The sequence below is a fragment of the Pedobacter sp. genome, assembly GCF_965279535.1.
Taxonomy (GTDB): Bacteria; Bacteroidota; Bacteroidia; order Sphingobacteriales; family Sphingobacteriaceae; genus Pedobacter.
Window position 1 is genome coordinate 3,385,840 of sequence record NZ_OZ257244.1, and the last position, 24,094, is coordinate 3,409,933.

The following is a 24,094-nucleotide window of genomic DNA, read 5'->3' on the forward strand; positions in this document are numbered from 1 at the left end:
AAGGGATTTAACTAATCAATAAAGAGGACGTTTTTTGGGCATAGGTTTCAAGAAGATCTGCTGCAGTAGCTGTTCCGCCAGCATCAATAAATGATTGTTTGATGTGTTTGGCTGCTGCCCGATAGCTGGGCTCAGTGATCACTTTGTGTACAGCTTCTTTGAGGTGATGGGCTTTAAAACGATTAAAGTTTAAGCGTTCACCTGCACCCACCCGGAATACCCGACCCGCTACATGGCTCTGATCATAGGCAATTGGAATAACCACCATTGGAAGACCATTCATTAAGGTTTCGCATACCGTATTATGGCCGCCATGACAAACCACAGCTGTTAAATGGGGTAGCAGATCCAATTGGGGTACCTGTTGTTGTACGGTAAAGTTGCCTGGCCATTCCTCGAAAAGATTGGGATCAGACACCACAACTACCTGTAAATTCTCTTCTGCAAATGCTTCTACCACTTTGGCAAAAAAGCTCTTTTTATGTTCATGATCAAAGGTGGTACCTATACTCACTAATATTTTGGGTTTTTTATCGGCATGGAAATTTTCCCAATCAAATGGAATTTCTGCTTTTCGGCTATTTAAAACAGGGCCTATAAAACTGAAGTTTTCTGATAGCTCCATCTCCCCGAAAAAGGCTTGTGATGTAAAAACTAAGGTTAACAGATCAGAACAGGCTATGGAATCATTTCCTTCCAGGCCGAATTCTTTTTGTAAGGCTACGATCTGATTTACCTCCCACTCATGTACTTTAGGCAGCTCATCCATAATTTTCAAAGCTGCGGGTGCCGTTACAGAGGTGGCATAAGGATAATTTCTATTCACTGCGGCAATGGCTCCGGCAAACATCTGATGATCGGTAATTACCAAATCGGGTTTAAACTCATCCAATAGGCTAACAATACCCTCATAGCTATGCCTATTTAAGGGGATGAGCACCTCTTCGTATAAAAACTTGATGCTATCGATACCGTAAACAATCTTTTTGGTGATGATATCCAGGTATTTTTCAGAATCCTGTTTTTGCTGGTCATCCTGGTCATATTGAATATGCAGCAAGTCACCTCCGGGAGGTAGTTTATGTGCTAAGCTTTCATCCAGGCTAATCCAGGCCACACGATGCCCGCGTTGCAATAATGCTGCGCCCATGCTTAGCGTGGGGTTGATATGTCCGGTTAAAGGGGGTACAATGAATGCGAATTTGGCCATGAGCAAATGGGTTTACGTTTGTTGGAAAAAGTTTAAAAGGTTATCTGCAACTTGCTGCGGATGTTGTATCGGAATATTATGATCGCCTTCAATAGCCAGTAAGCGTGAGTTTTTGATTTTTCTGTTGAGCAGTTTCCCGGCATCCAGGCAGTTAGAAAACCAGCCGTAAAGCAGAAACGTTTCATGTGAAACCCTTGTTAAACCTCCGGAACCGAAGAAGTCCTGTTCATTAATCATGTCTTGTTTGATGCTGGTTTGATAAAAAAGATATTCGTACATGCGGTGGTTTTTCTCCATCTGCCTTTTACCCATTTTCACTTTTGTAGTGTCGGTAAAATTTTCTACATAATGTTCTAAAAACTCGCGGCTGTATTCATCAATAATGCCTCTGGCTTTTTCATCGCTGGGATCTGGCGCTTCAATAATGGCAAGCTTCTTAATTCTTTCCGGAAAACGGGTGGCCATCTTCAAAGCAATTAAGCCTCCGAAACTATAGCCTCCCAGGTAAACTTTTTTGAGTTCCAAAGTTTCCATTAATGCCAGTAAATCATCAGTCATGCTATTGAGGTCGTAACCATGCAAGGTTTTCTCGCTCATGCCGTGGCTTTTTAAATCGTATAGCACCACATGAAATTGCGCAGCTAAAATTGGAGCAATGCTGAAATAATAAACAGAAAGGTTGCTAAACATCCCATGAACCAGAATGACGGTTTCTGCCGCACCTTTGTTCAGCTCCTGGATATGAACCTCCCTATCTTTTACTTTTACGATTGGCATTCTTCGATATAAGAAATGATCATCCCCAGATTTAAGTTGATCAGCTGATCTAAATCCATTTCAGAAAGCCAGCCTGTAAAATCAATTTGATCTCCAAAATGGGCTTTAATTTTTTCTGAAAAGGATACAATTTCAATGCTGTCCATTTCCAGGTCTTTGGTGAAAGAACTTTCGGGAGTGATATCCATTTCTTCAACAAATTCTTCTCCGATTACCTCAGTGATAAATTGCTTCATGAGATCAAAAATCTCTTCACTGTTCATTTTAGTTGCTGTAGTTATAGTGTCCATCCGATGATATAGTTATGATGTTTAATCGTTTTAATTACTTTTTCATTGATTTTTAACGTTTCACCATCAACTGCTGAAACGGTGTATGCTTTGGGATTGCCCTGAAGTCCTTTTCCTAAATATTTGCCGTAAGCTTCTTTAGCCACCCAAAAACGGGTTGCCCATTCCGTTTTATCACGGCCTTCCAACAGGAGCATCTCGATCTCGGTAAATACCAGATCAAAAAAAGCAGGACTGCGTGCTTCGATCAGTTCAATATCGATTCCCACTGCTTCATTTAAACGGGCAATGGCAACGGCATCTGTCCCTTTGTGCGCAATAGAAACCTGGATTCCCGCTGTTAATCCGCCTTTTACATAAGGCTTACGGAACTCATCTGAATAAATTTCGAAGGTGATTGGATAGCAGGCCTGTTGTTTTTGTGTATTGAGCAGATTTCTTACCGCATCTTTAACTGCCACACGGCTGATCATCCAGGTTCTGCGCTTATTGGGCAACAGATTGTGATGGTATTGCTTTTCAGTCTGGTTGAAATAGCGTTTTAAAATAAAATCCCAGGACACCACTCTGGTGTAGGCATTATTAAACATGAAAACCCCTGGGGCAATTTCTGCAGATAAACGGTTGTGCAGTGGAGACATGGAAACGTTCCATAACGGCTCATCAATTTCCAGTCTTCGGTTTTGCCAACCAGAAAGAATAGCCCAAAGCTCCCCATTCCGTTTCATCATGATGTCTGCTGTGGCAAATTCATCATTTATGTCTGTAAGCATGCAGGTACATTCAAACGCTCCTTGCTGGTCGTACATATCGCCGAAAAACTCAATCTCCTGAATTTTAACCGGGAAGGCAATTCTATCCCTGGTTAAGGTGAGCTGCAACCAAAGGCCGAAAAGTTGCCCGGCATTATCTAATAAAGAGCCTTTTCCATTGCCGGATTCAATTAACCCTGTTATACCTTTGGTACCCACAGCGATTAATTTTTTGATTCCCTGATACCCGGGGCCATGAAACATGTGTGCATCGTAAATTTGTTCGGTGCTGCGATCAATGTTTAAAGGCTTTCCAATATCAAAAGACAGAGTAGGAGCAGTGCTTAACCCGGCCGCCAGTTGTACTTCTGCATTGGCAAAGCGCTCCAGGTTGAGGTATACCTTTTGCTGGTCTTTCCATTCGCCTGTTACGGTTTCCCGGAAAGGCTTAACCACGTTCATCCATTGAAAAACACGGATGTTCATGATCTTCTGGACTTTTTCTGCGGGCGATTGCTCATGGGCAATTTCGGCAAAGAGTTCAAAAATCATAGTCATGGGGATAACGGGATCCATGTCTTCTACAGTTGGCCAGCCTTTTGGCTGTCTGAGCAAAGCATGATCTATCAGGTAAGGGCAATTATCCAGACTAACATCTAATTGTTTTTCAAAATTAATCCGCTTCGGTGCGGATATTTTGTCTACGGCCAAATCTCTTTGTACGGATGGTACTGTTACAGGATTTTCGAACAGCTGGATGATTTCCGATTGCATGTTCATCATTTCCATCATATTTTCGTTGAATGCCTGTAGAACAGGATTACTGGAATGTGCCGGGAAATTCACTGGCGCAGCTGGCTGTGTTTGTTGAATGGTAATGCCTTTTAAACTTTGGAGGTCATGGATAATTGGAGATCCCAATTCCAGCTTAATGCCCTTACTTTTTTTAACTGGGGATTTAAGATTGCCTAAAAACGCTAAACCTACCTCTTTTCCTTCTGCGAAAAGTGCTGCTAAAACCCGTTGCAATTGGGCTATGCCTGATCGTATAGGAACATTAGCGGTAATGGTACTGATGTCTTTTCCCTTTAGGGTATCATCAATAAACCCAGTTAAGCCCCCAGAACCCACCTGTATAAAAACCCGAGCCCCTTCTGCATAGAGTTTTTCTGTTAATTCACGGAAGCGTACAGGCTTAATTAAATGTTCTGCGCTCAACTGCCTGATGGCTTCAAAACCTTCCGGGTAAACATCCAAAGTAGTTGCCGACCATAATGGGGTGGTGGTTTTACGGAATTGCATATTTTGCATTCCATCTAAAATTAATTCCAGTTTATCGGCTACGAAAGGCGAGTGGAAGCCTGATTGGAAGGGTAATATCTGGTTGAAAATTTGTCGGGCCTTTAGTATGGGGACTAATTCAGCCAAAGCAGACTGACTGCCGCATAAGATTACCTGCTGAGGGCAATTATCGTTAGAAAGGTATAAATCGGGTATGCTTTCTATAATGGGCTGAAGAATATTCAGTCCGCAACCTACGGCGATAAACCTCGAATCTTTTAAATCGAAAGTTTCGGGATTAAGCACTTTTAATAAGTCCATTACCGAGCTTTCTTCTGCCAGTTCTGAAGATCTGGCAGCTAGCCATTCGCCTAAACTGTGGCCAGCGTTCATGTCTGATTTTACGCCAAGCTGCTTTAACGCCTGATCTAAAACACTGCTTTTGTTTAATACTTTTAAGGCCTCGGTTAACAGGCCTTCCTGACTTTCCTTTTCATCAACTTCAATGTTGAAATATTTGGCTACGGTTTCAAATTCGCCTCCTGTAAGTCCATCTAAACCTGAAAATACAAACGCTACTTTTCCACCATTTGTCAATAAAGGTTTATTGGTGTACCAAATGTCTTGTTTGTTGCGCCAGGGTAAATTCTTAGCTGCAATTTTTAGCGCTTTTTTTAATCGATCAGGTGTAGGGTTAAATACGGCAAGGCGATAATTACCTTCTCCTTTGTTATAATCTTCGTGCTCTAAAGCCTCAATTAGTTCCTGATGTGTTTGCCTGGCGATAACCAAGACCGTATCTTTTTTTGGAAGATCAAAAGCCGTAAGCACCACGTGTGCATTGATGCCGCCGAAACCAAAAGCATTTACGGCTGCCAGTTTGGGTAAACCCGATTGATCCCAATCGATAGCTTGTTGAACGGCAGTAAATCTGGTTTCAGAAAGTTGGTCAATTGGCTGCTCACAGTTTAAAGTAGGCGGGATAATGCCATGGTACAAGGCCAGGCTTGTTTTAATCAACCCGGCAATACCTGCTGCGGGCATGGCGTGACCAATGTTTGATTTGACAGAGCCAATTCCCGCTTTGGGTAAATGGGTATCCTGACCGAAAAACTGTTTTAAAGTCTCAACTTCTGTTTTATCGCCCAATGGCGTTCCCGTTCCATGTGCTTCCAGATAACCGATATCTTCACTTTTTACACCTGCATTTTCCCAGGCTTGTTGAATGGCTTTAATCTGTCCTTTTACTGCTGGACTCATCACACTGGTACCACTTCCATCGCTGCTCACTCCAGTACCTTTAATTACGGCGTATATTCTATCTCCATCTTTTTGCGCATCTTCCAACCGTTTTAAAACCACAAAACCACAACCCTCACCAATAATTAACCCATCGGCATTTTGGTCGAAAGGTTTAATCTTTTCCTGGCGGGATAAAGCACCGAGTTGCGAAAAGATGCTCCAGAAGGCGGCATTCTGCCCCAGGTGCACCCCTCCGGCAATGACCATGTTACACCTTCCGGTATGCAGTTCCTGCACTGCATGATCTACTGCAATGAGCGAGCTTGCGCAAGCAGCATCAATGGTGAATGCCGCTCCACCGAGGTTGAAACGGTTCGCTACTAAGGACGCCACCAGATTTGGGATTAGCCCCATGGCGGTATCGGCACTAAACCGACCTTTGCGCAGCTGGTACTCGTGCTTTACTTTCTCAATTTCTGCTTCAGAGAGCTGAGGCATTAAATCTTTGAGTAAACTGGAAATTTGGGCTCCTGTTCGTACAATTTCAATCGCCCGGGTAGCTCCTGTACCAGCATAATTACCTTTACCAATGATGATTCCTGTTTTATCCAAACTCACCTGTTTATCAAAAACTCCGGCATCTTCCAGGGCTGTATGAACCAGATCAAGCGTAATTAAGTGATCAGGCTCGGTGCCGCTAACCGCTAAAGGTAAAATCCCGAAGCGTTGCGGATCAAATTCATAATCGGGGATAAAACCCCCACGGTTACAATAAAAACGATCGACACCAGTTATTTGCTTGTCAAAATGAACCGGATCTATGCGGTCTGCGGGAACAGTTTGCGTAGCATCTACCCGGTTGATGATGTTTTTCCAGAAACTGGTTACATCCTTCGCACCAGCGAAAACACAAGACATCCCAATGATGGCTACATCGTCTTTCTTCATTTGCTATTCAGTTTAAATGCAGTTACGTCCAGGTATTTCCAGCCATAATCAGTACCTGGCTTTCTTTTCCATATTTGAGTTCATTTAAGAAAGTTTCCATTCCATCTTTCAATGGTATTAAGGCAATGCCACGACGCTGGTATTCTTTTTCAAGTGTAGGGGAAACCATTCCGGCACCTTTCCAGGGGCCCCAGTTAATGGCCATTACTTTACCTTTAATGCGTTGCTTGAGTGCCCAGGCATATTTGTCCATTACACTGTTTGCTGCAGCATAATCGGTTTGACCACGGTTTCCGTAAACGGATGCAATGCTCGAAAAAAGTATCACAAATTGGGTTTCCGGGCGGAGTTGCTCTGCGAGCACTCTTAAAGGCGTTACTTTCGTGTCGAAAACACGCTCAAAAGATTCAGGGGTTTTATTTTGGAACAGCTTATCCTCTAACAAACCAGCACCATGAACTACACCATCAATACGGCCATATTCCTGATAAACATTATTGATCAGTCGGGTTAAGCCAGCCTCGTCTCTCAGATCAAGCGATTCGTAAACTACAGTAGAGCCACCTTCTTGCAGGGTCGTTATGCTTTTTAAAATCTGATTGTTTTTGTAGATCCTATTGGTTTCCTGTTCAATCTCCGCAGGCTTTTTAATTTCTCCCTGGTCAATTAAATATTTTCTGATCTCATCCTTGCTGCTTAAAGAAGCGGTAGCTTCATTGGCAGATAAGAGTGGATTAGCAGAGCGACCTACCAGAATATATTTACAAGGATAATCTTTGGCAAAGTGAATCGTTAGCTCGGCTGTAATGCCTTGTGCGCCACCTAAAACCAAAACTACTGCCTCTTTATCCAGTTTGATGTGTTCATCATCACTTGTGGTACTTAACTGACTTGGAACCAATTCCATGATGTGCCTTTTGTGATCGTTATAAATGATCTCAGAAGGTTTGTCTGGATTTAAGATTTCATTCAAAGTCATGTTGGCTACTTCATCTGCCGACATTTTAGTTTCCAAACTGATGAAACGGCATTTTGCCTGTTCGTATTCGCGGTCTAAACTTTTGAAAAAGCCAGAGTAGCCCTGGTAGTTGCGCAGGAAGGAAATATCCGACTGATCGTTAAAATAGCCTTTGGTATCGGAAATCAGGTAAACCCATTTTACAGCGTCAAAATTGATTTTTTTAATCATGGAGAAATGATCGATAATGCCCGCTTTCTTTTGTGCTTCGAACATGTTGAGGATGATGAGACCTTGATAGTCTGTTAAAGCGTCATCAAAGTTGATGATGTCCGCGGTAGAGCCATGTTTCTCCAGCAGGGTTTTAATTTTAATGGCTTGACCCGCGCCGTCATCTGTAATGGCAAAGCGTTGCCCCTTTAAAATGGCAGCTTCTGTAACGGTAAGGGCTGCAGGGGTAAGCTCGAAACGGAGCCTGGATAATTTCTCCTGAACAGTCTGATCTTCGATGCTTTCCTCAATAATCTTTTTAGCTTCCGTTAAAACCTCTGCACTTTCTGTCTCCACGTCGGCAATCCAGTTTACCAGGCTATTTAATGTTTTAATGGCCGCTAATTTTTCCATTAAATCGTCAGCTTGTTCATTTTGAGTGCCAAAACCTATTTTTTCCTTTAGTGCTGCAATAATTTCCATTCTCTTAATAGAATCGATACTCAAATCGGCTTCGAGATCAAGATCCATTCCGAGCATTTCTTTTGGATAGCCTGTCTTTTCACTTACCACTTCCAGTATGGCTGCTTTTAATTCCTCGGCAGAAAACTTAACTGATGCCGCTTTTGTGGATGTTGCAATGGGAGTTTTTGCTACAGGAGCAGTAGCTGGTTGGGCTGAATTTTCGGCAATCCAGTTTACCAGGCTACTTAGGGTTTTTAGGCTAGCCAGTTGCTCCATAATCTTATCTTCTGATTGATTAAGAGAAGAAAAACCGCCCAGTTCATTGCGTAAGGCACCAATAATCTCCACACGTTTAATCGAGTCGATGCTTAAATCGGCTTCTAAATCCATATCCATTCCCAGCATTTCCTGCGGATAACCTGTTTTATCACTTACAATTTGCAAAAGCACTAACTTGAAGTCCTTTTGTGAAGGTGCAGCAACTATAGCTGTGGCTGGAGTCTGGGCAACTGTAACTTCAGTGACAACCACAGCATTTTCTATGCTGATAGGAGCTGGCGACTGAAGATTTACAGCTGGAGTTTGACTATACGTTACATTCGGTACCTGACCAAGGAAAGACAGCATGACATCTCTTTGCGCCTGAATCAATGCTTTCATGCTTTGAAGATATTCCTGCATCATTAAATCCTTCGCTGAACCGCTGATCTGTGTATTTTCTGTATGGGTAGCGTTTGTTTTCATAACAATGGGTTGCGTAATAGGCGATGCACCATTTGCCGGAAGCTTGCCTGTGGATGGAACTGCTTGCTGGCCGTTCACATACCAGATTGCGGGGCTTTTTTTGTAGCTTCCTGGTTCATCAAGTTTAATAAACTGGGTAGAGCGACCCTCAAATAACTGCTCCAAATTAATTTCACGACCGGTAGCCATATAAGCAGCGAGGGTTGCCAATAGGTGACTAACCTTATTTAATCCTTGATCCTCGGTGTGTAGAATTACTTCATCTTTACCAATACAGGCTTTGGTTAAACCCGATAATACTTTGCCAGGCCCAACTTCAATAAAAATGCGTGCCCCAGCTTCGTACATATCATTCAGCTCATCTACAAAGAGTACCGGCTTAACCAAATGATCGGTTAAACGTGTTTTAATAGCGGAAGCTTCTACCGGATAAGGTTTAGCGGTAGTATTAGACCAAACGGGGATCTGCAAATCGTTAAAAGGGACTGTAGACAGTACTTCTTGATATAGATCTTTTGATTTGGCAACAACAGGACTGTGGAAAGCACATGCCACTTCTAATGGTCTGAATGAAACTTTTGCCGTTTTAAGTAGTGTTGAAAGCTGTTGGATATCTGCGGTTGTACCAGCCACCACACATTGCAGCGGCGAATTGAAGTTAACCGGATATACCGCCAGGCCATTCATAAACGGAGTAAGTTCTTCTGGTTTCGCGCTTACCGCGAGCATGGTTCCCGGATCGCCATTTTCTACTGCATCCAGAATGGATTTTGCACGCTTTGCACTTAAATCCACCAATTCTTCAGCGTCAAAAGCACCTGCAAAACACAATGCCGGAAGTTCTCCATAGCTGTGTCCGGCAACCATATCAGGCTGTATGCCTAACGATTGAAGGAAATTGGCAATCGCGAGGTCTACAATGCCCAATAAAGGCTGTGCCATTCGCGTATCTTTAATACGTTCTTTTTGATCTTTTGCCAGTTCTGCATCAAACACAGCACTTGGAAAAAGAATTTTTTCATAAGCCGGGTAATTTTTTAAAAGCTTCCTCATTTGAGGGAAAACCACAAAAAGTTCTCTGGCCATATTTACCCTTTGACTGCCTTGCCCCGGGAACATAAAAGCAACCTTTCCTGCTTTCTTTTGCGTGCGGTAAGTATCTTTGCTCTCCACACCAGAAAGTTCAAGGTCTATTTTCATGGCCAGATCTTCGGCACTGCTGGCAATAATACTGAGCTGAACAGGCTTTTGATCGCCTGTAGCTAAACTGAAAGCAATATTTTTAAGTTCAATCTGATCATTGATTTCCAGGATCTGTTTAACGGCTCCCAGGCGCGTCCGGGCTTCTTCATAAGTATCACCTTTGAAAACAAACAACTCTGCAGGCCAGAATTGGAGAATGGTAGCTTGCTCCGGAACCGTTCCGTTTTCCAACACCGCATGGAAGTTTGTACCACCAAAACCAAAAGCACTTACCCCTGCATAACGTTTCTCTTCCATCCATAAACCGGCTTCAGTGTTAAAAGCGAAAGGACTGGTTTCTGGCTTGTAAATGCTATTGGGGGTTTTTAAATGGATGGTAGGTGGCTTTACACCATGATATAGCGCCAATGATGCTTTAATCAGGCCCGCCAAGCCTGCTGCACATTTGGTATGGCCAATTTGGGTTTTAACAGAGCCCAGGTGAGTTTGTCCCGCTACTGCACCAGATTGATTCAGCATATCGGTTAAAGCACTGATTTCCGTCTTATCACCAACAACGGTACCCGTACCGTGCGCTTCTACTAATCCAATTAATGAAGGTGTAATACCAGCCTGATGATAAGCCCTTTCTAAAGCATTGATTTGTCCGTTCTTTCGTGGAGCAGTTAGTCCGAGGCTCTTGCCATCACTCGATCCACCAATGCCTTTAATTACCGAATAAATGGTATCTCCGTCTCTCAGTGCATCTTCATATCTTTTTAAAACTACCATAGCTATTCCTTCACCTAAAGCAATACCGTCCGCTTCAGCATCGAAGGTGGCACATCGTCCTTTTTTAGAAAGCGCATGGGTACTCGAGAACATCAGGTAATCGTTAATCCCATTGTGTAAGTCTGCTCCCCCTGCCAGTACCATATCAGATTTCTCAAGGAATAGTTCCTGGCAAGCCAGATCAATGGCCGCTAATGAGGAAGCACAAGCAGCATCAACAGTATAGTTGCGGCCGCCTAAGTTTAGCCGGTTGGTTATACGGCCCGAAATTACATTGGCCAAAATGCCAGGGAAAGAATCTTCAGTTGTTTTAGGGAGGACAGCATCCAGTTCAGCAGGCATTTCCCCAAAAACCTGCTTGTAGTAGCCTCTAAAACTGTAACTGTTCGCGAGATCGTTGCCCCCTTCAGCACCAATAATTACAGAAACATTTTCATTGTCAACCCCTCCATCGGCATAACCGGCATGTTGCATGGCTTGTTTGGCTACCAGCAAGGTTAACAATTGGGTGGGTTCGATAGCTGCGAGTGATTGTGGTGGAATTCCGAATTCAAGTGGATCAAAATCTATCCTGGGAATAAATCCACCCCATTTAGAGTGCGACATATCTCCTGCGGTTGACTCCGGATCATAATAAAGTGCCTTATTCCAGCGCTCATCCGGTACTTCCGTTACCGAATCTTTACCTGAAATGATGTTCTGCCAGTATTCTTCCAGGTTTCTGGCGCCGGGGAAAATACAGGCCATACCTACAATGGCTACATCCAATGATTTTTCCTGATTGCTTGGCGGAGCAGGAAGTATTGCCGCAGTAACCTGTTTAAAATTCCCTTCGGCCACATCCTTGTGTAAAGCCGATAACGAAAATATTTCTTTGTGCATCGGGGCAATTTGCCCAATCATATACATGCCTAAATCGGTCTGGTCCTGCTCATTAATTTTAACCAGTTCATTCCCTCGTCTTTCAATGCCTTTTGCAGCAATACGTAACCGGCCTACATTGAGTGATTCTAATTTGGACCAGATTTCTTTTTTATCAATGCCCTCTGCTTGTAAACGCTGTTTTTCTTGATTAAAAAACTCAGCAAAGGCCGAATTTAAGCAGCGCGTTTCATGACCGGGTGCAGTTTCAAGTAGTATCGTTTCTGATGCCTGGAGCGCTTCCTGCTGAAACTTCCTTAATATCGCACCAGTGCTTACTGCTTCCTGGGTATATAAATAAGCCGTTCCCATTAAAACACCAATTTTCATTCCTTTTGCTGCTAAAGGAGCGGCCATGATAGCAATAAAAGCTGTAGAAAAGGCATCATGAATTCCACCGGCAAAAAATACGCTGATGTTTTCCGGATTTTCTTCTTTTAAAAGGCGGTCAATTTGTTTTTCCCACAGCACCATACTGGATAACGGACCAACATGGCCACCACATTCCCGGCCTTCAAAAACGAATCGCTTAGCGCCCTCTTTTAAAAACAAATCTAAAAGTGCTACAGATGGAACGTGTAAAAACGTTTTGATACCTGCTTTTTCAAAAGGTTTGGCTTGTGATGGTCTACCCCCGGCAATTAGCAATACAGGAGGTTTAGCCTCCAAAATATATTCCTGTTGCTCATCTCTCAGTTCTTGTGGCGCAAAGCCTAAAATGCCTACGCCCCAGGTTTTATCTCCGGCCAGCTTTTTAGTTTCCTGAATCAATTTTCTTGCCGAACTACCTTTAAGTAAGGATAGGGCTATAAAAGACAAGGCACCTGCTTCGGCTACTGCATTGGCAAAGGGGGCTACATCACTCACCCTGGTCATGGGCCCCTGTGCAATAGGATAGGTGATATTCAGATCTCTTGCCAGTGGATTATCAGGTTGAATAATGTTAATCGCCTGGGCTTGTTTCAGGTGACCATAACAGGCTTCTTTAATACTGTAAGCCAATTGGCGTAACTTCTTATATTTTGTGGCCAAATCAACAGATAAAGCAATATCCTGTCCCATTGGGAGATAATTTTTATCTAAATCATAGCCACCAAAGTATTTTTTTAGCTCCCCATAGCTGGGGTGATCTGATAACGACGGAGAATTTGGACGAACCAGTACCCTGCAATTGTCAATCAGCCTGGTTTCTGTTCCACTGAGCTTGCTGCAAATATTTTTAATCCCGGCAGGAACATTACACTCAGGAAACAGGGCTAACTGGCTGTCTAGCACAATGCCTGCAGCGCCCTGTGCCATTAAAGATGCCGCAGTGTGCACACCAATGCCTCCCTGTACCCACACGGGAATATCTTTAACGGTTTGCATGATCCTTTGAAATAACACAAAGGAAGATTCATAGGCAACTTTTCCAGCTCCTTCATTCCCTTTAATGATTATCCCGTCTGCACCCGCTTCTTTTGCCAAAAGAGCTGATTTAAGGTCGAAAACCTGATAAATTATTTTAGTAGCAGCTTGTTTGTTGATGGTTAATCCGAAAGGAGCGATTATAGCACTTACCGAAGCAGGTAAATCTAAATCATCAAATGCGGTCGACAAACAGATACCAAAGTCAATTTGTTGCTGTTCAACCATGCGAAGCGCTTCTACTGCTTTTGTTTTATCATACCCAAGACTCAATACCGGGAAAAAGTCTGCTTGATAAAGGCTTGAAATAAGCGATACATCAGGAATTTCAAAGGGAGTAATGCCAATTAGGGTCTGCTTTTTCATGTTTTATGCTGTTTGTAGGGTTCATTGCATCAGATTGTTTACGAAAAGCCATGATTTTAGCCAGTCTATCTCAGTTTGTTAACTAACTGTTTGGTTTTTGTTAATTAATTTTTCTTTTTGATTAAAATTTTATTCAAAAAAGGGTGAATTAGAAGGCGGTTTGGCTTTATAGTATTAATTAGACAAATTTAACATCGTAGAACGGCATATTTTGTCTGTTTTTACATAATGGATGAAATGAATATCCGCCTGGGGACGTAAATGGCGAATATGAATAGAGATTATTGGTTAAACCTGGCAAGAAATGTGCTAAAGCGTTGCGCCTTACCTGTATACAAAATGATTTTTGTCGAAAGATTTGTTCACAGCCCTATGCTATCAATAAATTTCTTACTTTTGCGAAAAAAACACAAACCTATTATAAAGGATGACACGAGACAACCAAATTTTTGAACTCATCGATAAGGAACTAAACCGTCAAGAACATGGCTTAGAGCTTATTGCATCAGAAAACTTCGTAAGCAAGCAGGTGATGGAAGCTGCTGGTTCAGTATTAACCAATAAATATGCAGAAGGTCTACCTGGAAAGCGCTATTATGGCGGTTGCCAAGTGGTAGATGTGGTAGAGCAAATTGCGATCGATAGAGCTAAACAATTGTTTGGTGCAGCTTGGGTAAACGTTCAACCTCACTCTGGTGCACAGGCAAATGCTGCGGTTATGTTAGCCGTTTTGCAACCTGGTGATAAGATTTTAGGTTTCGATCTTTCTCATGGCGGTCACCTTACTCACGGTTCTCCTGTTAACTTTTCAGGTAAACTATATCAGCCTTTATTTTACGGTGTAGTAAAAGAGACTGGTCTAATCGACTATAATAAATTAGAAGAAGTTGCGTTGGCCGAAAAGCCAAAATTAATTATCTGTGGTGCATCTGCTTATTCACGTGAGTGGGATTATGCATTCATCCGTTCGGTTGCCGATAAAATTGGTGCGCTGGTTTTGGCAGATATTTCTCACCCGGCAGGCTTAATTGCTAAGGGTTTGTTGGCTAATCCACTTCCACATTGTCATATCGTTACTACAACTACCCACAAAACATTACGTGGCCCACGTGGTGGTATGATTATGATGGGACAGGATTTCGAAAACCCTTGGGGATTAAAAACACCTAAAGGCGAAACCCGCATGATGAGCAACTTATTGGACATGGCTGTTTTCCCAGGAACACAAGGTGGCCCGTTAGAGCATATCATTGCAGCTAAAGCCATTGCTTTCGGCGAAGCTTTAACTGATGAGTATGGTACTTACATTAAACAGGTAGCAGCCAACGCGCAAGCCATGGCAAAAGCATTTGTAGCCCGTGGATATGGTATCATCTCTGGCGGTACAGATAATCACCTCATGTTGATCGATCTTCGTAACAAGAACATCACCGGTAAGCTTGCAGAAAATGCATTAGAAAAAGCAGATATCACTGTAAACAAAAACATGGTTCCTTTTGATGATAAATCACCATTTGTAACTTCAGGTTTCCGTGTAGGTACTGCAGCTATTACTACACGTGGTTTAAAAGAAGCAGAAATGGAGAAAATCGTCGAGTTAATCGATCAGGTTTTAACCAATCCGGAAGACGAAGCAAACTTAAACGCTGTAAAAGCTGAAGTAATTAAACTGGTAAGCGCTTTCCCTTTATATAAATAAGATAAACCTAAAGGTTTTAACATACCAAAAGCAGTTGCATTAATTTGTAACTGCTTTTTTTATATGCTCAAACTCCTGTAAACCCGCTTACACTAAAGATCGTGTTAATCCCGAAAATCCTGATAAAAAGTAAAGGGCCGATATTCTTTTAAGAAATATCGACCCTTACCATCTAAATTAACGCTCTCGAATATATAAACGCAATTCGATCAAAAAATGTTTGAAAAGAATTAAAAAAAATTAAAATTTCTCATAACAGCCTAAAGATGAGGGGAAAAATCTTACTTTTCCTTTCAGGTCTTTATTCAAATAACCACTATAATAAGGGTCGGTATTTAGGTTTATGCCTTTTTTTAGTGCCGGACTGGCATTGCTTAATTCAAAGTTTTCGGCATTGACAGAAGTAAATAGCGGATCCAGGTTAGTCAGGTTGTTCGCATTGTAATTACCGCTTGTGGTTTTGATCAGGTTATTAACCAAAGTACTTTGCACAACAGCTGCGGTTTTGTGCTGAATATCTAACTCATTGGTTAAGTTGCCCCAAATGATGTTGTTGGTTAGGTTTAGCTGTAATCTATTATAAGCTTTAGCAGACAGGTAATCAGAAAATGTCAATGCCGCTGTTTTACGTGGAAAAGTTAGGTTAAAACCCGCAAAAGTGTTTTGTTTTAAATTGTAATTTCCCCCGCCTACAGCATAAATGAGGTAGTTCCCACAATTGTAAAACAAGTTATTAAAAGCCGTCAGGTCAGTATGGTAGCCTATATAAGCCGCCACCTGCATGTTCTTAATCACGCTGTTGGCTAAAATAAGTTTAGGATTTCCAGTACTTGAAAGCGAATCAGCGGCAATACCAATAGATGCGTTTTTGATCACACTATGGTTAATTACCCCTTTTCCGGTCTTCCGAAAATATAAACCTTTCCATTGCCCAGGTAAGTCGTTATAAATAGCCTCTAATCGCTCACTGCCAAACTCAACAGGCTCGGAAACAGTACCGTTTACCTGTAGTGCCCCATCTACAAATAGTGTGGCATCCTTATTAAACAATATCCTTGCCCCGGCTTCAATGGTTAAAGTAGCTCCGTTTTTAACGGTTACAGAATTACTCACCACATACGGCAACGCTTTATTCCAGGTGGTATTCGTATTAATGTTTGTCTGGTTTACAAAAACAGCATTTTGACCATAAGCCAGCAATTGTATAACCTGTTTGTTCCCATTGGTAATTAAAACAATAGAATCCTGAACCAGAAACGGTAATTCCTTTGTCCCCGGATCAATCAATACTTTCACTAAAATATTTAAAGAATCCTGACCATTCAGTATCACGTTGTTTCGGTTAGGGCCACCCTGCCCGTTTATATTAAGGCTAAAAGGAGAGGAGCTACCCCCCGCAAGTTTTATTTCGGTAATATTAAGGGCATCATGATAGGGGTTAAGTACCTTTAATTTCTTGGTTACAGATCCCACAGCGGTGAAAACCGTGTCAAAAAGCACACTGTCCTGATAGAATTTAAGTTTCGCTGTTGGGTCTGCGGTTATCCTTTCGTTTTTCCGGCATGCAGAAATCAAAACAGAGCATAAGAGGATATAGGCAATTACTACACGCATAATTCAAATATGAGAAATTATTCAGCGAAAGCCAATGCCGCAATGCTAACTTTTGCTGCGCCTTGTGCCAATAGTTCATTTGCACAAGCTTCAAGCGTTGCGCCCGTGGTAATCACATCATCTATCAGTAAAACATGTTTATTTAAAACAGTTGCTGCATCGGTTACTTTAAAAACCGATTTCATATTTTCATATCGGGTGTACCGGCTCTTTTTGGTCTGGCTATCCGTGGCAACGTCTCTAATTAAAGTATCTTCAACTACTGGAATTTCCATCGCTTTAGAAACACCTGCTGCAATAAAGCTGCTTTGGTTGTAACCCCTTGTTCGCAGTTTCTTTTTATGAAGTGGCACCGGGATAATCAAATCTACCATTAAATAACCCTCACCGGCTTTTAATCGGTTTCCCAATAGCTCCCCTAAAACTACCCCTAAATCTGTTTTACCATTATACTTTAAATTATGCACCAGGTTCTGAACCTTGGTTGCCTTTCTAAAATAAAACATCGCCATGGCGGCATGAATAGGTAATCGTCCCCAAAGTTGTTTGGCTACACGGTTTTCAGCGTAAAGGTGATAGTCGGTAAAAGGCAGGTCGTACAAGCATTTGGTGCAAATAAGCTGCTCTTGCCGAAGCAAGCTTACCCCACAGGCATTGCAAAGATTAGGGAAAAGTAATCCCAGTAAATCAGCTGGCCATTGTTTGAGCGTTAACATACCTAAATCTATATAATAATTGTTTGATCTCCAAAACCTGCATTATTTCTCCCTGTTCAGGTCCTGATTAGAAAATCAGTATCCTCTGTACTTCGGTTGCAGCAGTCCCGCCTTCCTTCCAAATCCCTGGTCTCGTAAACTCAGCCAGGGGTTTTCCATCCAGTCGGGTTTAGGGCACTCAGCTAAGGCGCGCTTCTGTCACAACCTTTCCATCGCTTCATTGAAAATCTCAAAGCCTTTTTCAGTCTCATCAATTGCCCTTCTTTACGGGCGCTTTGGATTTAGGGTTTATGCCCATCCACATGCTCATTCTATTCTATCTTGTTTCTTCTTCTTTATTTTTTTGATTCACTTAAACCGCTCCAAACACCATTGCTTCAATAAAGTTTTAATTTATTAATATTTTTTCTTGTTGATAATCATTGTTTTAGGTGTTTTATTAAAAATAAAAGTTGCCTGGTGTTTGCAGTTGCAAATTGTTTTTCTACCTTTGCAATCCCAAACGGAAACGAAAGGGGTTCCCGGAACGGCGGATGTCGGAAAGGGTTTAAAAAAGAGATACAGACGAACTTCGGTTCAGAAGATATAAAAGAGATCGGCCGTGAGGTTTACCAGATCAATAAGTTCTTAAAAGAGATGTCAATGTAGCGTAGCGGGGTAATGAAGTACGCATTCAAGTACAGAATACCGTCGCTTTATTTTAAAGTCAGTGACTAACAGACAAAATTAAAAAAGAAGACTATTTTTAACATAGTTAAAACTGGTCAGTTTCAAAACACATTTTACAATGGAGAGTTTGATCCTGGCTCAGGATGAACGCTAGCGGCAGGCCTAATACATGCAAGTCGAGGGGTAGAGGAGAGCTTGCTTTCCTTGAGACCGGCGCACGGGTGCGTAACGCGTATGCAACCTACCTTTATCAGGGGGATAGCCCGGAGAAATCCGGATTAACACCGCATAAAATCACAGTACAGCATTGTACAATGATCAAATATTTATAGGATAAAGATGGGCATGCGTGTCATTAGCTAGTTGGCGGGGTAACGGCCCACCAAGGCGACGATGACTAGGGGATCTGAGAGGATGGCCCCCCACACTGGTACTGAGACACGGACCAGACTCCTACGGGAGGCAGCAGTAAGGAATATTGGTCAATGGAGGCAACTCTGAACCAGCCATGCCGCGTGCAGGAAGACTGCCCTATGGGTTGTAAACTGCTTTTATCCGGGAATAAACCTGCTTACGAGTAAGTAGCTGAATGTACCGGAAGAATAAGGATCGGCTAACTCCGTGCCAGCAGCCGCGGTAATACGGAGGATCCAAGCGTTATCCGGATTTATTGGGTTTAAAGGGTGCGTAGGCGGCCTGTTAAGTCAGGGGTGAAAGACGGTGGCTCAACCATCGCAGTGCCCTTGATACTGACGGGCTTGAATGGACTAGAGGTAGGCGGAATGAGACAAGTAGCGGTGAAATGCATAGATATGTCTCAGAACACCGATTGCGAAGGCAGCTTACTATGGTCTTATTGACGCTGAGGCACGAAAGCGTGGGGATCAAACAGGATTAGATACCCTGGTAGTCCACGCCCTAAACGATGAACACTCGCTGTTGGCGATACACAGTCAGCGGCTAAGCGAAAGCGTTAAGTGTTCCACCTGGGGAGTACGCCCGCAAGGGTGAAACTCAAAGGAATTGACGGGGGCCCGCACAAGCGGAGGAGCATGTGGTTTAATTCGATGATACGCGAGGAACCTTACCCGGGCTTGAAAGTTAGTGAATTATCCAGAGATGGATAAGTGAGCAATCACACGAAACTAGGTGCTGCATGGCTGTCGTCAGCTCGTGCCGTGAGGTGTTGGGTTAAGTCCCGCAACGAGCGCAACCCCTATGTTTAGTTGCCAGCATGTAATGGTGGGGACTCTAAACAGACTGCCTGTGCAAACAGAGAGGAAGGAGGGGACGACGTCAAGTCATCATGGCCCTTACGTCCGGGGCTACACACGTGCTACAATGGACGGTACAGAGGGCAGCTATACAGCAATGTAATGCGAATCTCACAAAGCCGTTCACAGTTCGGATTGGGGTCTGCAACTCGACCCCATGAAGTTGGATTCGCTAGTAATCGCGTATCAGCAATGACGCGGTGAATACGTTCCCGGGCCTTGTACACACCGCCCGTCAAGCCATGGAAGCTGGGGGTACCTAAAGTATGTAACCGCAAGGAGCGTCCTAGGGTAAAACCGGTAACTGGGGCTAAGTCGTAACAAGGTAGCCGTACCGGAAGGTGCGGCTGGAATACCTCCTTTCTGGAGTAGCATTGACTACTCGCTGCGCAACATGATACTCTAATAAAAAGTTAAAAAGTTGAACGTATTAAGTTATAAGTTGAAAAGGCCACCTGGTCTTGATAGGATATACTTTATACTAACGACTAAAAAAGACACACCCAAAAGATTAACCACTCAGTGGCTTTAACAAATCTTTGAGAGGCGAGATTGAAATTGAATTACGATTTTTGATTTACGGTTTGCGATTGCATTAAATCTAAAATCGTGGGTCAGGAAATCTAAGATCAGAAAGTCCCGTAGCTCAGCCTGGTTAGAGCACTACACTGATAATGTAGGGGTCTCCAGTTCAAATCTGGACGGGACTACAAAAGAGGATATCTTTCGGGGAATTAGCTCAGCTGGCTAGAGCGCCTGCCTTGCACGCAGGAGGTCAACGGTTCGACTCCGTTATTCTCCACTGGAAGTTATAAGTGGTAAGTAATAAGTTATAAGTTATAAAACTTGCAACCTGGAACTTACAACGGTTATAAGTGTTAATTATAAGTTATAGGTTTTAAAACTTACAACCTGGAACTTAAAACTTACAACTCGAAACTTACAACTCAAAAACAAAGCTACCTGGATTGGTAGTATACATTGACATCAAAAAAAAGAAGAGAATGCCATCGGGGCACAGAGAAACGGTTCGAGCCCGCAATTTTCACTAACGAAGCTGTGACAAGGCTTAGGTTGGGGCACATGACACCCTACACCTTTATACCCTTGGTTTTCGGTTTCAGTAAAGTTCTTTGACATATTGGAAGAAGTTAAAAAAGAAGAGCAAACAACAATAGGCGACTGTTGTGTTTGTGCTCACCATTGAAGGGGCAACCTGGATATGGTATGAGACATCATAACAAGAGCAAAAAAGCATACCATACGGCGCAAAAGGCGTATGCGTAGAAGAAAGTAAAGAAGAGTACACGGGGGATGCCTTGGCTCTCGGAGGCGATGAAGGACGTGATAAGCTGCGATAAGCACCGGTGATCTGCAAATAGGAACTATACCCGGTGATTTCCGAATGGGGCAACCCGGCATGTTGAAGACATGTCACCATAATGGAGCAAACCTGCCGAACTGAAACATCTAAGTAAGCAGAGGAAGAGAAAATAACAATGATTTCCTGAGTAGTGGCGAGCGAAAGGGAAAGAGCCCAAACCACACCTGTTACGGCATGTGTGGGGTTGTAGGACTGTGATGTGGTTACAATGTAATGAAGTGGAACGGGATGGGAAGCCCGGCGACACAAGGTGATAGCCCTGTACACGTAAATACCATTGGCCTAACAGTATCCTGAGTACCGCGAGGTCGGAGACGCCTTGTGGGAATCTGCCGGCACCATCCGGTAAGGCTAAATACTCCCGAGAGACCGATAGTGAACCAGTACCGTGAGGGAAAGGTGAAAAGAACCCCGAACAGGGGAGTGAAATAGAACCTGAAACCGTGTACTTACAAGCGGTCGGAGCATCCAGGTGGTGTGACGGCGTGCCTTTTGCATAATGAGCCTACGAGTTACTCTTCTCTGGCAAGGTTAAGTGCTTCAGGCACGGATCCGAAGCGAAAGCGAGTCTGAATAGGGCGTATAGTCAGAGGAGGTAGACGCGAAACCTTGTGATCTACCCATGGACAGGTTGAAGGTGCGGTAACACGTACTGGAGGACCGAACCGATAAACGTTGAAAAGTTTCCGGATGATCTGTGGGTAGGGGTGAAAGGCTAATCAAACTGGGAAATAGCTCGTACTCCCCGAAATGTTTTTAGGAACAGCGTGGATATTAAGTTTCATAGAGGTAGAGCTACTGATTGGGTGCGGGGGAGTCAAATCCTACCAAATCCAGACAAACTCCGAATGCTATGAAATATGATCTGCAGTGAGGCGCGGGGTGCTAAGGTCACGCGCCGAGAGGGAAAGAACCCAGACCATCAGCTAAGGTCCCCAAGTTACAGTTAAGTTGAACTAACGAGGTCCGGTTGCACAGACAGCTAGGATGTTGGCTTGGAAGCAGCCATTCATTTAAAGAGTGCGTAACAGCTCACTAGTCGAGCGGCCGGGCATGGATAATAAACGGGCATTAAATTGTACACCGAAGCTATGGGATTGAAATATATCGGTAGGGGAGCATTCTAGCGGCAGTGAAGGTACCTGGTAATGGGTGCTGGAGCTTCTAGAAAAGCAAATGTAGGCATAAGTAACGATAAGGCGGGCGAGAAACCCGCCCACCGAAAGGATAAGGTTTCCTGATCAACGCTAATCGGATCAGGGTTAGTCGGGACCTAAGGAGAACCCGAAGGGGATATTCGATGGACAACTGGTTAATATTCCAGTACTTTTTATAACTGCGATGTGGGGACGGAGTAGTGACACTGCCGCGATCTGACGGAATAGATCGTTGAAGGCTGTAGGTATACATTTGGTAGGCAAATCCGCCGAGTGTGCTGAACGCTGATAGTACCGCGAGCCTTCGGGTAAGTGGATAGTGCAGGTAATCAGACTTCCAAGAAAAACCGCTAAGCTTCAGGTTATAAAAACCCGTACCGCAAACCGACACAGGTATCCGGGAAGAGGATTCTAAGGTGCTCGAGTGAATCATGGCTAAGGAACTCGGCAAAATGGCCCTGTAACTTCGGGAGAAGGGGCGCTGGTAGCAATATCAGCCGCAGTGAAAAGGCCCAGGCGACTGTTTAACAAAAACACATGGCTTTGCAAAATCGAAAGATGAGGTATAAGGCCTGACACCTGCCCGGTGCTGGAAGGTTAAGAGGGGATGTCATCCGCAAGGAGAAGCATTGAATCGAAGCCCCAGTAAACGGCGGCCGTAACTATAACGGTCCTAAGGTAGCGAAATTCCTTGTCGGGTAAGTTCCGACCTGCACGAATGGTGTAACGATCTGGGCGCTGTCTCAGCCATGAGCTCGGTGAAATTGTGGTCCCGGTGAAGACGCCGGGTACCCGCAACGGGACGGAAAGACCCCATGCACCTTCACTACAATTTAACATTGACATTGGGTACAGGATGTGTAGGATAGGTGGGAGGCTATGAAGCGGTGTCGCCAGGCATCGTGGAGCCAACGTTGAAATACCACCCTTTCTGTATTCGGTGTCTAACTCCCTTAGTGGGAGGACATTGTTTGATGGGTAGTTTGACTGGGGTGGTCGCCTCCAAAAAGGTAACGGAGGCTTTCAAAGGTAAGCTCAGTACGCTTGGTAACCGTACGGGGAGTGCAATAGCATAAGCTTGCTTGACTGTGAGACATACAGGTCGATCAGGGTCGAAAGACGGATATAGTGATCCGGTGGTTCTGCATGGAAGGGCCATCGCTCAAAGGATAAAAGGTACGCTGGGGATAACAGGCTGATCTCCCCCAAGAGCTCATATCGACGGGGAGGTTTGGCACCTCGATGTCGGCTCGTCACATCCTGGGGCTGGAGAAGGTCCCAAGGGTTCGGCTGTTCGCCGATTAAAGTGGCACGCGAGCTGGGTTCAGAACGTCGCGAGACAGTTCGGTCCCTATCTGTTGTGGGCGTAGGAATTTTGAGTGGGGCTGACCTTAGTACGAGAGGACCGGGTTGGACCAGCCTCTAGTGAATCTGTTGTTCCGCCAGGGGCATTGCAGAGTAGCTACGCTGGGAATAGATAAGCGCTGAAAGCATCTAAGTGCGAAACTAGCCACGAGATGAGAATTCCATATAGGGCCGTAGCAGACTACTACGTTGATAGGTTACAGATGTAAAGATGGTGACATCACAGTCGAGTAATACTAATCACCCGAAGCTTTCAAAGCAACACAAGTTGTTTGCTCTTCGAAACTTAACTTCTTTCAATAATATGTCATTTAAGTTGATGGTTATAAGTTATAGGTTTTAAGTAAGTTTTACTTACAACTTAATACTTACCACTTATTACTTAAATAAAAATATTCAGGTGCCTATATCGGCGGTGTCCACCTCTTCCCATTCCGAACAGAGAAGTTAAGCCCGCCAGAGCCGATGGTACTGCGGTAACACGTGGGAGAGTAGGTCGGTGCCAGATCTTAAACGGAACCCCTCAGTTAACTCTGAGGGGTTTTCGTGTTTTATAGGGGGTTTGGAGTATCCAAGGGCACATGGTTGAAAACTTTGACCTTTCAGCTCTTGACTCAAGACTCATGACTTAAGACTCAGAACTCACGACTCACGACTCCCAACTCCCAACT

8 protein-coding genes, 2 tRNA genes and 3 rRNA genes are annotated in these 24,094 nt (G+C 43.6%); 6 read left to right on the forward strand and 7 right to left on the reverse strand.

Features of this window, described 5'->3' with window-relative positions:
* Positions 1 to 7: 7 nt before the first annotated feature.
* Genes ACQY77_RS13765 through ACQY77_RS13785 form a run of 5 tightly spaced genes read right to left on the reverse strand, consistent with a single transcriptional unit; the run spans position 8 to position 13,545 of the window.
* Positions 8 to 1,210 carry a glycosyltransferase gene (locus ACQY77_RS13765; protein WP_421941573.1) on the reverse strand — a complete coding sequence of 401 codons (1,203 nt, stop codon included), beginning with the start codon at positions 1,208 to 1,210 and terminating at the stop codon, positions 8 to 10.
* Between the two features lie 12 nt (positions 1,211 to 1,222).
* Positions 1,223 to 1,987, reverse strand: coding sequence for an alpha/beta fold hydrolase (locus ACQY77_RS13770; RefSeq protein WP_421941572.1), 765 nt, complete (start codon positions 1,985 to 1,987; stop codon positions 1,223 to 1,225).
* Positions 1,975 to 2,277 carry an acyl carrier protein gene (locus tag ACQY77_RS13775; RefSeq protein ID WP_421941571.1) on the reverse strand — a complete coding sequence of 101 codons (303 nt, stop codon included), beginning with the start codon at positions 2,275 to 2,277 and terminating at the stop codon, positions 1,975 to 1,977. The genes ACQY77_RS13770 and ACQY77_RS13775 overlap by 13 nt, the downstream gene beginning before the upstream one ends.
* Positions 2,265 to 6,500 (reverse strand): beta-ketoacyl synthase N-terminal-like domain-containing protein, encoded by a 4,236-nt coding sequence (locus ACQY77_RS13780; RefSeq protein WP_421941570.1) that lies wholly within the window; start codon positions 6,498 to 6,500, stop codon positions 2,265 to 2,267. Before ACQY77_RS13780 ends, ACQY77_RS13775 begins: the two co-directional genes overlap by 13 nt.
* 22 nt (positions 6,501 to 6,522) lie before the next feature.
* Positions 6,523 to 13,545, reverse strand: coding sequence for an SDR family NAD(P)-dependent oxidoreductase (locus ACQY77_RS13785; protein WP_421941569.1), 7,023 nt, complete (start codon positions 13,543 to 13,545; stop codon positions 6,523 to 6,525).
* A 427-nt stretch (positions 13,546 to 13,972) separates the two neighbouring features.
* Here ACQY77_RS13785 and glyA point away from each other — a divergent pair, with 427 nt between their 5' ends.
* Entirely contained in the window at positions 13,973 to 15,244 is a 1,272-nt protein-coding gene (glyA, locus tag ACQY77_RS13790) for a serine hydroxymethyltransferase (protein WP_421941568.1), read from the forward strand.
* Positions 15,245 to 15,484: 240 nt separating this feature from the next.
* Here glyA and ACQY77_RS13795 read toward each other — a convergent pair whose 3' ends face one another.
* Both ACQY77_RS13795 and ACQY77_RS13800 read right to left on the reverse strand, forming a co-directional pair.
* Positions 15,485 to 16,858, reverse strand: a complete 1,374-nt coding sequence (locus ACQY77_RS13795; RefSeq protein WP_421941567.1) for a hypothetical protein — start codon at positions 16,856 to 16,858, stop codon at positions 15,485 to 15,487.
* Positions 16,859 to 16,875: 17 nt separating this feature from the next.
* Positions 16,876 to 17,574 (reverse strand): ComF family protein, encoded by a 699-nt coding sequence (locus tag ACQY77_RS13800; protein WP_421941566.1) that lies wholly within the window; start codon positions 17,572 to 17,574, stop codon positions 16,876 to 16,878.
* A gap of 784 nt (positions 17,575 to 18,358) precedes the next feature.
* Here ACQY77_RS13800 and ACQY77_RS13805 point away from each other — a divergent pair.
* The 5 genes from ACQY77_RS13805 to rrf all read left to right on the forward strand — a co-directional run bounded on the left by ACQY77_RS13805 (position 18,359) and on the right by rrf (position 23,931).
* Positions 18,359 to 19,880 (forward strand): 16S ribosomal RNA (locus ACQY77_RS13805).
* 272 nt (positions 19,881 to 20,152) lie between these two features.
* Positions 20,153 to 20,227 (forward strand) — tRNA-Ile (locus ACQY77_RS13810).
* A gap of 18 nt (positions 20,228 to 20,245) precedes the next feature.
* A tRNA-Ala gene (locus ACQY77_RS13815) sits at positions 20,246 to 20,319 on the forward strand.
* Between the two features lie 485 nt (positions 20,320 to 20,804).
* Positions 20,805 to 23,682 (forward strand): 23S ribosomal RNA (locus tag ACQY77_RS13820).
* Between the two features lie 137 nt (positions 23,683 to 23,819).
* A 5S ribosomal RNA gene (gene rrf / locus ACQY77_RS13825) occupies positions 23,820 to 23,931 on the forward strand.
* The 16S, 23S and 5S rRNA genes sit together here with 2 tRNA genes alongside, the layout of an rRNA operon.
* Positions 23,932 to 24,094: the final 163 nt, after the last annotated feature.